A 12,405-nucleotide genomic window follows, 5' to 3' on the forward strand; every position below is an offset into this window, starting at 1 on the left:
CAACAGGATCTCTATGCAGAACGTTACCCCCATGCTGGCACGCAAAGATGAACGCACCCCGGATGAGCCACGCTCATCGCTGCCGGGCGGCGTGATCGGCTTTCTCTCGTACTGGTGTGCGCTGGGCATCCCGTTTCTGCTGTACGGCTCTAACACGCTGTTTTTCTTTCTCTACACCTGGCCTTTTTTCCTCGCGCTGCTGCCGGTTTCGGTGCTGATTGGCATCGTGCTCAGCCTGATGCTGCGTGGCCGGCTGTGGTGGAGCGGCCTGATTACCGCCCTGGTGGTGGTGTGCCTGTTCTGGCTGCTGTTCTCCTTTCTCTCCGGCTGGTAATCCGGCGCTGATGTGCAAACGCATCGGCAGGTTACAAAACTTTACCCGCCGTCCGGTGCTTTCCCCGTCATTATTTGTCCAGACAAATCTGCTTGCGCGCCATTTTCGCTGCCGCAGTGGAGTCCGGCGTCAAGTTATGGGATGATTGAGCCGTTTTTCAGGGGGCGGGGATGGGAAAACTGACGTTACTGCTGCTCGTGCTGCTGGGATGGTTGCAATACTCCCTGTGGCTGGGCAAGAACGGTATCCATGATTATACGCGCGTCAGCGAAGACGTGGCGTCACAACAGGCGAATAACGCCAAACTCAAAGCGCGTAACGATCAGCTGTTTGCCGAAATTGACGATCTCAATGGCGGTTCAGAGGCGATTGAGGAACGCGCACGCAGCGAGCTGGGCATGATCAGGCCTGGCGAGACTTTCTATCGTCTGGTGCCAGACCAAAACAAACGTAATGCGCAACAAGCGGCGCAGAATCAACAACGATAAACCATGAATCAGCTCTCTTCCTCTGCGGATGTGATTGCCGTGGTGCCGGCTGCCGGTATCGGCAGCCGCATGCAGGCCGCCTGTCCGAAGCAGTATCTCACCATCGGTCCGTTAACCCTGCTCGAGCACAGCGTGGCGCGCCTGCTGACGCATCCGGCGGTAAAGCAGGTGGTGGTGCCAGTCAGCCCGGATGACGGCTGGTTCGATAGCCTGCCGCTGGCGCAGGATGCCCGCGTGCTGCGCGTCACCGGCGGCGAAACCCGCGCCGAGTCGGTGCTGGCCGGATTACAAACCATCCGCCACAGCGCCTGGGTGCTGGTGCACGACGCGGCGCGTCCGTGTCTGCATCCCGATGATTTAGCGCGTCTGCTGGCGGTGCGTGAGCACAGCAAAGTCGGCGCGATTCTGGCGGCACCGGTGCGCGACACCATGAAGCGCGCGGAGCCCGGCAAAGGTGCCATTGCGCATACCGTTGAACGCGATGACTTATGGCATGCGCTGACGCCGCAGTTTTTCCCGCATGCGCTGCTGACCGCCTGCCTGACGCGCGCGCTCAATGAAGGCGCGACCATCACCGATGAAGCCTCGGCGCTGGAGTACTGCGGCTATCATCCTGAGCTGGTCAGCGGACGCAGCGACAATATTAAGGTAACGCGGCCGGAAGATCTGGCGCTGGCGGCCTTCTATCTCACTCAGATTCAGTTAAAGGAGCACGCATGATGCGTATCGGTCACGGTTTTGACGTGCACGCGTTTGGCGGCGAAGGTCCGCTGGTGATTGGCGGGGTGCGTATTCCCTTCGAACAGGGCTTTATTGCGCATTCCGACGGCGATGTGGCGCTGCATGCGCTGACCGACGCGCTGCTGGGCGCGGTGGCGATGGGCGACATCGGCAAACTGTTCCCGGACACCGATCCGGCATTCAAAGGCGCCGACAGCCGCGGTTTGCTGCGCGAAGCCTGGCGTCGCATCCAGCAGAAGGGCTACCGCATCGGCAACGTCGATGTCACTATCATCGCTCAGGCACCGAAAATGCTGCCGCACGTGCCGCAGATGCGCGTCAACATCGCCGAAGATCTCGGTTGCCACATGGATGATGTCAACGTCAAAGCCACCACCACCGAGAAGCTGGGCTTCACCGGTCGCGGTGAAGGCATTGCCTGCGAAGCCGTGGCGCTGCTGGTGAAGGCCGATCGGGCATGAGTGAGCTGCTCTACCTGCACGGCGTGCCCGCTGCCACCGGGATGATTAAAGCCAGTCCCGAAGATTTCGTGGTGATTGAAGATCTCGGCTATCCCTATGACGGCGAAGGCGAACAGCTGCTGGTGCGCATCCGTAAAATTGGCTGCAACACGCGTTTTGTCGCTGAGGCAATCGCCAAATTTCTCGGCGTGCATCAGCGCGATCTCAGCTATGCCGGCATGAAAGATCGCCATGCAGTCACCGAGCAGACGCTGTGCTTCCGCGTGCCGGGCACGGCGATGCCCAACCTTGCCGGCTTCCAGCTGGAAGGCGTGGAGATCCTGCAGGTGATTCGCCACAAGCGTAAACTGCGCACCGGCGCGCTGGCGGGCAATGCGTTTCGTCTGGTGGTACGTCAGGTGTCCGATCGCGCGCAGGTGGAATCGCGGCTGCAGCGAATTCAGCAGCAGGGTGTGCCCAACTACTTTGGCGAACAGCGCTTTGGCCGCGGCGGCAATAACCTGACGCAGGCGCGCCTGTGGGCAGAGGAGAAATTCCGTCCACGCGACCGCAGTATGAAAGGCATTCTGCTGTCGGCGGCGCGCAGCCAGCTGTTCAATCAGCTGACCAGCGCGCGCCTGCAGCGTGACGGTGCGCTGGATCGCGTGCAGCCCGGCGATGCGCTGCAGCTCAGCGGGCGCGGCAGCTGGTTTGTTGCCCAGACGGACGAGTTACCTGCGCTGCAGCAGCGTTTGGATAACCACGAGCTGCGCATCACCGCACCGCTGGCCGGACGCGGCGAGCTGGGCACTCAGGGCGAAACGCTGGCGTTTGAACAGCAGCAGCTGGCGGGCGTGGCCGATCTGCTGGGCCTGCTGGAGCGTGAACGCGTCGATGCGGCGCGGCGCGCCATGCTGGTGGTGCCGAAAGATCTGCAATGGAACTGGTGGGATGACGTCACGCTCGAGCTGCAGTTCTGGCTGCCGGCCGGCAGTTTTGCCACCAGCGTAGTGCGTGAGCTGCTGAGCAACGGCGCGGCGGCCCCGCTCGGCGACGAATAAGCGAACCCGGCGACGATGAGCAAAAATCTCACCATCAAGGATATTGCCGTACTCGCCGGTGTGTCGATCACTACCGTCTCGCGCGTGCTCAACAAGCATGCGTGGGTATCGGAAAAAACCCGCACGCGGGTGGAACAGGTGATCGCCGAGCATCAGTTCAGCCCCAACCTGATGGCGCGCGGCATGATATCGCGCCAGAGCTATACGCTCGCGGTGATCGTCTCTGACATCACTAACCCTTACTTCGTCACGCTGGTGGCGCAGATTCAGCAGGCCTGTCTGGCCATCGGTTATAAAATCACCCTGTACGATACCCAGTCGGCCAACCGCAGCCCTCAGCATGACGATGATGAAAGCGCGATTTTTCAGTCGATTATCGATAGCCAGATCGATGGGGTGATCGTGCTCGGCGGCCACAGCGACTATGCGCCGATTCCGGCCGGCTACCTGACGCTGCTGGAATCGCTGATGGACAAAATGGCGGTGGTGGTGGTGGGGCAGCCGCATCCTGCTGGCCGCTGGCCGTGCGTGATGCGCGACCAGCAGCACTGCGTCGGACTGGCGGTGAATCACCTGCTGGCGCGCGGCCTGCGTGATATCGCGTTTATTGGCGGTTCGCGCAAAGTGTGGGTGACGCGCGAGCGCGTCAGTCATTTCCACGCCACGCTGCAGCAGGCCGGCATTACGCCGCGCGACAGCTGGATCTGCCTGAATAACTTCTATCCTGAACACGGCTATCAGGCGATTGATACGCTGTGGCAGCAGGCAGAGCAACCGCAGGCGCTGGTGGCAATCAACGATCGCGTGGCGATGGGCGCGATCCGCGCGTTACGCGATCGCGGCATTGACGTGCCTGAGCAGGTAGCGGTCATCAGCTGTGAGCGCTTCCCCGGCAGCGAGTATTTTATCCCGCGCCTGACCAGTGTCGATCACCAGAATCCGCAGCTGGGGCAAAACATTATCACCATGATGATGGCGCAGCTGGACGGCAGCTTAAGCCCGCACGCGCGCTGCAGCGCACCGCTAAAGCCGGTATTGATCCCCGGCGAATCCGCCTGATCTTCTCCCCTTAAACGTTCCGCCTGCTTTCGTTGCGCTTTGTTAGCGCGATCGCAATTTCACGATCCTCACGTTGACTTAATATGCGCCATTAAATAAGTTGGCTCACAACCTGAAAACGTTTTCAGGTTGACGGGAAAACAGTTTAAGGAGCGGTAATGAAACCCACCATGATGACCTACATCCACCAGCAACCCGAGGTGCTGAGCCATCTGCTGGCGTGCTATCCGCAGGGATTACCGGTGCTGGGCAAGGCAAAAACTGTGCTGATTCTGGCCACCGGCTCCAGCATCAACGCCGCGCTCAGCGCCAAATATTACGTTGAGCAACTGACCGGCGTACGCATCAGCGTGCAGGAGCCGTTTCACTTTCAGCACTACGAGCAGTGGGATCCGGCGACCGATCTGGTGATCGCGATTTCACAAAGCGGCGAGAGCACTTCGACGCTGGCAGCGATCGACGCGCTGAAAAAACAGCACGGCGTGGCAACCTGGGGCATCACCAGCAAAATCACCAGTCCGCTGGCGCAGGCGGTGGATCACGCCGTAGACATCATGAACGGCGAAGAGCGCGTCGGGTATGTCACCAAAGGCTATGTCGCCACGATCCTGACGCTGATGCTGATTGGCGTGCACAGTGCGCGCCACAGCGGTCGCCTCAGCGCAGAGCAGGAGCAGCAGGCGCTGACGCAACTGCAGCAGGGCGTCGACGCGATTCCGGACATCATCGCCCGCACCGAGCGTTTCTGGCAGCGCTGGCAGGACGATCTCACTGCGGCGCCACGCTTTATCTCGATTGGCTTTGGTCCGGCGATTGGCGTGATCAAAGAGATGGAGACCAAATTCAGCGAAACGGTGCGCGTGCCGTCGCAGGGCATTGAACTGGAAGCGTTTATGCACGGCCCCTATTTCGAAATCAATCCGCAGCACCGGCTGTTCTTTATCGACGTCGAGGCGCCGGTGCGCGAACGCCTGCAGCTGCTGCGCCAGTATGAGCAGCGCGTGACGCCGCACGTCTGGAGCCTGTGTCTCGGGGAAAGTGATGATGCGCGCACGCTGGCACTCGGCGTGGAGGTCAGCGAATGGATAGCGCCGCTGCTGATGGTGATTCCGTTCCAGATCCTCGCGCATCACATCGCTGAAGCCAAAGGCAACAATCTGCCGCAGCGCATATTCACTGATTTTGGCGTGGCGATGAAGAGCAAAACCAAACCGGGTGATTACGACTAACGCCGGGCGCGAGCCATAAGGATAACAACAATGAAACTCGATTACGTGAAGCTGGCGCAGGCCATCAGGGAACAGGTCGGCGGCGACGATAATATCAGCCACATTTCACACTGCGCCACGCGGCTGCGGCTGACGATAAACGATCTGTCCAGTGTCGATATGCCGGCCATCAGTAGCCTGCCGGGCGTCATCCGCGTGGTGAACGCGTCCGGACAGCTGCAGATTGTGGTCGGGCCGCAGGTCGAACAGCTGTTTCAGGCGATGCAGCAGGGCGCAGCGCCGGTGGCCGAACCGGTGAAGCCCGGCAAAGACGAGCGCGGCGTTGCGGGCAAAATGCTGGCCACGCTCGGCGCTATCTTCACGCCCTACATTGGCGTACTGGCCGGCATCGGGGTGATCAAAGGCATCATGGTGCTGCTGCAGACGCAGGGCTGGGTGGCGGACGATGACCTGTTGTTCGCCATGTTCAACGCGCTGGCCAGCGGCGTGTTTGTCTTCCTGCCGCTGTTTATTGCCGTCACCGCAGCAGACCGTTTCGGCGCCAGCCGTTTCACCGCGCTGGCGCTGACGGCGGCGATGGTGTTTCCGCTGACCCAGCCGGATCTGCCGGCGCACTTCGCGCTGTTCGGCCTGAGCATCAGCCTGAAGATTTACGGCGGCGCGGTGATTCCGGCAATTCTGGCGGTGCTGCTGCTGAGCAAGGTTGAGCACCGACTGAAACAGTGGATCCCCGAGGTGGCAGCGCTGGTGTTTGTGCCGTGCCTGTCGCTGCTGATTTGCGGCTTTGTGGTGTTCACGGTGATTGGCCCGCTGGCAGATTACGTTGGCGTCGGCATCGCCAGCGGCTACAGCTGGCTCTATCAGCTCAGCCCGATGATCTCCGGCGCGCTGCTGGCGGGCATAGGTCAGCTGTTCGTGGTGTTTGGCGTCCACTGGGGCATCATCCCGCTGGCGCTGATCAATATTCAGGTGCAGGGCTACGACACCATCATGGCGATGTTTATGTCGGCAGTGATGGGGCAGTTCGGCGCGGTCACCGGCGCGATCTTCATCGCCCGCAGCCTGCGCGACCGGCAGATTGCAATCTCGGCGTCGCTGTCAGCGTTCTTTGGCATCACCGAACCGGCGCTGTATGGCGTCAATCTCAAGTACCGCATGCTGTTTATCTTCGGCTGCATCGGCGCGGCGCTCGGCGGTGGCATCACCGGGCTGCTGCAGGTGAAAACCTACAGTTTCCTGCCGGTGCTGAACGTGTTTGAACTCGGCCTGTTCGAAGGCCCTGAGTCGAAGATGATCTATGAAGTGGCGGCAATTGCCGTGGCTTTCCTCACCCCATTCATTCTGACGCTGATTTACGGCCGCTGGACGCTGCGCAGCGTGAATAAAACCGGCGCCTGATGCGCTGATTCGTTAACACCAAAACAGGGAAATCGCATGCGGCTGCTTCGCAGGGCCGCGTGCACCTTAAGGAAAGGTCATGAACACATTCACCAGGAGAAAAAAGGCAGCGCTGCTGCCGCTGGCCACCCTGATGCTGGGCGCGGCACCGCCGGCGCTGGCGGAAGGATTTGTTGAAGACAGCACGCTGGAGGGCACCATCTATTACTGGCAGCGCCATCGTGAGCGTAAAGATCTCGATCCGCACAGCGCGCACTATCAGCACTATCAGACCAACCTGCATCACAGCACGCTGACCGGCGCGCTCGATTATCAGTCCGGCTATCTGGCCGATACCGTAGGCATTGATGTGGCGGCCTTCGCCACCTGGGATCTGTTTGAAGGCAGCCCGGCGCATCCCAACGAGATCAGCTTCAGTCACGGGCCTTCGATGTGGGAAGACCGTGGTGTCGGCGAACGTAACGGGCTGGATCTCTACCGTGCCGCGCTGAAACTCAAAGCCGGCGACTACTGGCTGCGGGCCGGTTATATCCAGCCGAGCGGTCAGACGCTGCTTGGCACCCAATGGGGATTTCTGCCCGGCACCTACCAGGGCGTGGAAGTCGGGGCAGTCTATGACTATGGCGCTGCCGGCGCGCTGTCGCTGTCGTGGATGGGCGCCAACAAGTACAAAGCACCGTGGTATCGCAAAATGTACGAGTTTCGCGAAATCGACCGGCAAACACGCATTCCTTATCTGCACTCGCTGGGCGCGAAGTATGACTTCAAAAACGGCAACACGCTGGAGCTGGCGTGGGGGGAATCTCCGCATTATCTCGACAAATATTTCGCCAAAGCGGCACGCCAGACCACGCTGTGGGATAACCCGTTCAGCGTCAGCTGGCAGTTCTACGGCTCGCAGGATCGTACCGGCCGCCATGATGTTTACGATGAGTTTGCCTGGCAGCAGGGCCTGACGCTGGCGTACCAGTGGGATCGCTACCAGTTCCGGCTCGAGGGCAGCGCAGTACACGCACCGGGGAAACAAGGTTACTACACCGTGGCGATGACGCCGATCTATCCCAACTCCGCGGGCCGCATCGATATGTGGTGGGATTCGCGCTCTGACTTCAACGCCGACGGCGAAAAAGCGCTGTTTGCAGGCCTGATGATCGATCTCAGCGACATCGTCTGGCCGGGCGTCAGCATCGGTGGCTCGTTTGCCTGGGGCTGGGACGGTAAACCGGCGCGCGGCGGCGACTGGTCGCAGCAGCAGCGCCTGACGGAAACCGCCATCAACGGCGATCTGGTGTGGCAGGTGCAATCCGGCTGGGCCAAAGACACGGTATTTAAGCTGCATCTCACCGCCTACAACAACCATAGCGATAACCCCAGCTGGGGCGGCGGCTATGGCAACGTTTTCCAGGATGAAAAGGACGTCAAATTCATGATGATTGCCCCTTTTAGCCTGTTCAATCACTCACGACACTAAGGATGATGACCATGAGGATTCGCTTCTCCGCGCTGACCGCAGCGCTGTTACTGGCCGGGCTGGCGCACGCCGAAACCCACGTTTTAATCAATCAGGTCGGCTACGATGTTGCCGCGCCGAAAAACGCCATCGTGCAGCTGACCGGCGACTCGCGCGCTAAGCCGCCGGTGAAATTTACCCTACTGGATAATGAGACCAATAAAGCGGTGCTGAGCGGCACGCTGCAGCCGCAGGGGGACGTGCCGGGCTGGGGCGATCGCACCTTCTATCGTGCCGATTTCTCCGGCTGGCAAACGCCGGGCCGCTACGTGCTGCAAACCACCAGCAGCGACGGCGATGTGCGCTCCGGGCCGTTCATTATTGGTGCCGATCTGCTCGAGCGCTATACGCTGTCCGATGTAATTGCTTACTTCAAAAGCCAGCGCGTCACTGGCCTGTTCGATAAGGCGGACCGCAAACTGCCGCTGCCAGCGGGCACCGGCAGCGGCACGGTTGACGTCCACGGCGGCTGGTATGACGCCACCGGCGATTACGGTGTGCACCTGTCGCACCAGAATCTGACCTCTTATTTCAATCCGCAGCAGGCGCCGCTGGTGGCGTGGAGCTTACTGCGCGGTTATCAAAATCTTGGTGCGCGTGACAACCCGAACTTTGATGAGTATCGCCGGCGCATGCTCGACGAAGGGCTGTACGGTGCCGATTTCCTGGTGCGCATGAAGCGGCCGGGTGAATCCTTCTTCCAGGCGATCTCGTCGCCGGGCAAAGAGAAGCTGGCTCAGGACCGGGTGATCGCCAATCCCAACTGGCGCACGCAGATCAAAGAGAAGGAGTCAGATTCCACCATTGTTGAAGAGGAGGCGGTCGGCCCGCTGGCGTGGCAGGCCAGTTTCCGCTCTGGTGCCGGCATGTCAATTGCCGCGCTGGCGCTGGCCAGCACCATGGAGAATGACGGCAACTTCACGCGGCAGCAGTATCTGCAAACCGCAGAAGATGCCTTTGCCTTCCTGCAGAAAAATAACCTGCGCATGGTAAACGACGGTAAAGAGAACATCGTGGATGATTACACCGCGCTGCTGGCGGCTACCGAACTGTATCGTGTCTCGCAAAAAGCGGTCTATCTGGCTGCGGCGCAGCAGCGCGCGGAGAGCCTGATGGCGCGACTGACGTCGCTGGATAACTGGCATGACTACTGGCGTGCCGACGGCGAAAAACGCCCGTTCTTCCATCCGTCCGATGCCGGTCTGCCGGTGATCGCGCTGCTGGAGTACGCGCGCATCGCGCCGCAGGCGCAGCAGGCGAATATCCGCCAGACGGTAAAACGCTCGCTGAGCTTTGAACTGGCGGTGACTAAAGAGAGCAGTAACCCGTTTGGCTATGCGCGCCAGCTGATTCAGCTGAAAGACGGCGTGAAGCGCACCAGCTTCTTCTTCCCGCACGACAGCGAAGCTGCGCCGTGGTGGCAGGGCGAAAACGCGCGTATCGCCTCGCTGGCCGCCGCCGCCCGTCAGGCGATGCCGCTGTTCGCGGACGATAAAGCCTTTACGCAGCAGCTGCAGAGTTATGCCTGGGATCAGCTCAACTGGATCCTCGGTCATAATCCGTACGACGTCAGCATGCTGACCGGCAGCGGCTATCGTCACATCAGCTATCTGTTCTTCAATTCGTGGAAATACACCACGCTGCCGGGCGGTATCGTCAACGGCATCACCGGCGCGTCGAATCAGGTGGCGGACGGTATCGCCTTTGATGAAGGCTATGCGGTCACACGGAAGGATGACGACTGGCGCTGGGCGGAAGGCTGGCTGCCGCACTCGGCCTGGTATCTGTATGCGGTGAGCTTACCGGATCGTCACTGAGGTGATAAATCAGCCCGGCTTTCCGCCGGGCTTTTTACTGGGTGCCATTGCGTTTGACTGCTTATTGTTGCGACAACTGCCGACGGTTGCGTGATTTACGCCTACCACTTCCCGCGCCTCACCGCTAGAATGCAAACATCCTTGTGCCGCCAGCGCAGGACCGCTTGCGCCGCTGAAGGCGCAAAACGGGCGCGGCGGTCGGTGGACCGGTTAATGAAAAAGGTCAGAATCAGATGCGGATACGGCTCAGCAACGATGATGGAATTCAGACTCCCGGCATTGGCGTGTTCCCTGGCGTGAAGACATTACGACAGGTTGATCCTGGCGCCGGCGTGGCGCGGAAGAGGGCAGGCGACGGGCTGTACCAGGCTGAGGTGAATCCGGCATGGTAAACCGGCGCATCGAAACGCTTCTGGCCCAACTGCGCACGCAGGGTATTCACGATGAGCATTTGCTGAAAGCCATCGCTGATGTCCCGCGTGAACGCTTTATCGACGAGGCTTTTGAACATAAAGCCTGGGAGAACGTGGCGCTGCCGATTGGCAACGGCCAGACCATTTCTCAGCCTTATATGGTGGCGCGTATGACGGCGCTGCTGGAGCTGAACCCGACCTCGCGCGTGCTGGAAATTGGCACCGGTTCGGGTTATCAGACCGCCATTCTCGCGCATCTGGTTAACCACGTTTACTCGGTTGAACGCATCAAAGGGCTGCAGTGGCAGGCGAAACGCCGCCTGAAGCAGCTCGATCTGCATAACATTTCCACACGCCACGGCGACGGCTGGCAGGGCTGGGCCGCGCGGGGGCCGTTTGATGCCATTATTGTGACTGCCGCACCGCCAGAAATTCCGACTGCGCTGATAGCGCAACTGGGAGAAGGCGGCAAAATGGTGCTGCCGGTGGGTGAGGACCAGCAGGTACTTAAGCGCCTGCGTCGTCAGGGTGGTGAAATCATTGAAGAAACGATTGAGCCGGTGCGCTTTGTGCCGCTGGTTCAGGGCGATCTGGCATAAAGCCATCTTACGTATTTCTTCACAATCGTTACATGGCATGGCGCAGTTGATATTGTTACTATCCTTGTTAATCAATGCGAAAGCGCGTTTTTGACGGCACAGACAGTGAATCATGCGGTCAAGGTCGACACACAGTTTTATCCAGGATTGCCATCACGGGGGATCAATGAGCACGGGAAGCACAGTATTTCAATTACGCCGTCTGGCGGCACTTTCACTGGTCGGTTTTTGGCTGGCAGGCTGTAGCTCTGGCGACAACACACAAGCCCCCATCAGCCAGATTGGCAGCAACAGCGGCGACAGCGGTATGGCTGCTGCTCCCACCACAGGCGGCGGCATGATCGCCGCGCAGAACAGCACCGTGCCGGCGATGCCGCGTGGTGGAATGTTAAGCGGTGGTACACCATCAGCCGCGCCTGCGGGTGGAATGGTTAGTGGCAATAATAATGTGACCACCGAAAATGGTCGTATTGTGTACAATCGCAATTATGGGAATATTCCTAAAGGCAGCTACGGCGGTGAAACCTACACCGTTAAGCGAGGCGATACGCTGTTCTATATTGCCTGGATTACCGGCAATGATTTCCGCGATCTGGCACAGCGCAATAATATCGCGGCGCCCTATAGCCTGAGCGCCGGGCAGACGTTACAGGTGGGTAACGGTAACGGTCAGACCATCACCGGTGGTAACGCTATAACCGCAGCGGATGCCACGCAGGGCGGCGTTCCGGTGGCATCGAATCAGACGCAAATTAAATCCACCCCTGTTGCACAGCAACCTGTTATTACGTATTCTGATGATTCGGGTTCGACAGGCGGGAAAATGCTGCCGTCGAAAGGGGCAAATAATGTGGCAACGACCACAGCTCCGGTTACCGCACCGCCCACAGTTAGCAGCACAACTAATAGCACAACACCAGTGGGAAGCTGGCGTTGGCCAACTGATGGGAAGATCATCGATAACTTCTCCGCTGCGGAAGGCGGAAACAAAGGGATCGATATCGCCGGGTCGCGTGGACAACCTGTCGTCGCCACTGCATCAGGAAGAGTGGTATACGCAGGCAACGCGCTCCGCGGGTACGGTAATTTAATCATCATCAAACACAACGATGATTACCTGAGTGCCTACGCCCACAACGATACCATGCTGGTCCGGGAACAACAGGAAGTTAAGGCGGGGCAAAAAATCGCTACCATGGGTAGCACCGGAACCAGTTCAGTAAGATTGCACTTTGAAATTCGTTACAAGGGGAAATCCGTAAACCCGTTGCGTTATTTACCGCAGCGATAATCCGGCAGAACCTTAGGTGTTCTGC

The 12,405-nt window shown here is 59.6% G+C and carries 12 protein-coding genes; all 12 read left to right on the forward strand.

The annotated features are described in order from the left end of the window. Positions 1-13 precede the first annotated feature (13 nt). The 12 genes from H7K56_RS21490 to nlpD all read left to right on the forward strand — a co-directional run bounded on the left by H7K56_RS21490 (position 14) and on the right by nlpD (position 12,380). Positions 14-334 carry a DUF3561 family protein gene (locus tag H7K56_RS21490; RefSeq protein WP_021507351.1) on the forward strand — a complete coding sequence of 107 codons (321 nt, stop codon included), beginning with the start codon at positions 14-16 and terminating at the stop codon, positions 332-334. Between the two features lie 170 nt (positions 335-504). Next, positions 505-822, forward strand: coding sequence for a cell division protein FtsB (gene ftsB, locus H7K56_RS21495; RefSeq protein WP_021507350.1), 318 nt, complete (start codon positions 505-507; stop codon positions 820-822). 3 nt (positions 823-825) lie between these two features. After that, on the forward strand, positions 826-1,542 hold the full coding sequence (gene ispD / locus H7K56_RS21500; RefSeq protein WP_150361123.1) for a 2-C-methyl-D-erythritol 4-phosphate cytidylyltransferase: 717 nt from the start codon (positions 826-828) through the stop codon (positions 1,540-1,542). After that, positions 1,542-2,024, forward strand: a complete 483-nt coding sequence (gene ispF, locus H7K56_RS21505; RefSeq protein ID WP_031279680.1) for a 2-C-methyl-D-erythritol 2,4-cyclodiphosphate synthase — start codon at positions 1,542-1,544, stop codon at positions 2,022-2,024. Before ispD ends, ispF begins: the two co-directional genes overlap by 1 nt. Continuing rightward, positions 2,021-3,064, forward strand: a complete 1,044-nt coding sequence (gene truD, locus H7K56_RS21510) for a tRNA pseudouridine(13) synthase TruD (protein ID WP_150361124.1) — start codon at positions 2,021-2,023, stop codon at positions 3,062-3,064. The genes ispF and truD overlap by 4 nt, the downstream gene beginning before the upstream one ends. A 15-nt stretch (positions 3,065-3,079) precedes the next feature. Further along, positions 3,080-4,123: a LacI family DNA-binding transcriptional regulator gene (locus H7K56_RS21515; protein WP_150361125.1), complete on the forward strand. Its 1,044-nt coding sequence runs from the start codon at positions 3,080-3,082 to the stop codon at positions 4,121-4,123. A gap of 158 nt (positions 4,124-4,281) precedes the next feature. Then, positions 4,282-5,352: an SIS domain-containing protein gene (locus H7K56_RS21520; RefSeq protein ID WP_150361126.1), complete on the forward strand. Its 1,071-nt coding sequence runs from the start codon at positions 4,282-4,284 to the stop codon at positions 5,350-5,352. A 30-nt stretch (positions 5,353-5,382) separates the two neighbouring features. Further along, on the forward strand, positions 5,383-6,750 hold the full coding sequence (locus H7K56_RS21525; RefSeq protein ID WP_150361127.1) for a PTS transporter subunit EIIC: 1,368 nt from the start codon (positions 5,383-5,385) through the stop codon (positions 6,748-6,750). A 79-nt stretch (positions 6,751-6,829) separates the two neighbouring features. Further along, entirely contained in the window at positions 6,830-8,221 is a 1,392-nt protein-coding gene (locus H7K56_RS21530; RefSeq protein ID WP_150361128.1) for an OprD family outer membrane porin, read from the forward strand. An 11-nt stretch (positions 8,222-8,232) separates the two neighbouring features. Continuing rightward, positions 8,233-10,077: a glycoside hydrolase family 9 protein gene (locus tag H7K56_RS21535; protein ID WP_150361129.1), complete on the forward strand. Its 1,845-nt coding sequence runs from the start codon at positions 8,233-8,235 to the stop codon at positions 10,075-10,077. Positions 10,078-10,462: 385 nt separating this feature from the next. Continuing rightward, positions 10,463-11,089, forward strand: coding sequence for a protein-L-isoaspartate(D-aspartate) O-methyltransferase (locus H7K56_RS21540; protein ID WP_021507341.1), 627 nt, complete (start codon positions 10,463-10,465; stop codon positions 11,087-11,089). Positions 11,090-11,255: 166 nt separating this feature from the next. Further along, positions 11,256-12,380 (forward strand): murein hydrolase activator NlpD, encoded by a 1,125-nt coding sequence (gene nlpD / locus H7K56_RS21545; RefSeq protein ID WP_058776000.1) that lies wholly within the window; start codon positions 11,256-11,258, stop codon positions 12,378-12,380. The last annotated feature ends 25 nt before the right edge of the window (positions 12,381-12,405 follow it).

The organism is Pantoea dispersa (assembly GCF_014155765.1).
In the GTDB taxonomy this organism is placed as follows: Bacteria; Pseudomonadota; Gammaproteobacteria; order Enterobacterales; family Enterobacteriaceae; genus Pantoea; species Pantoea dispersa.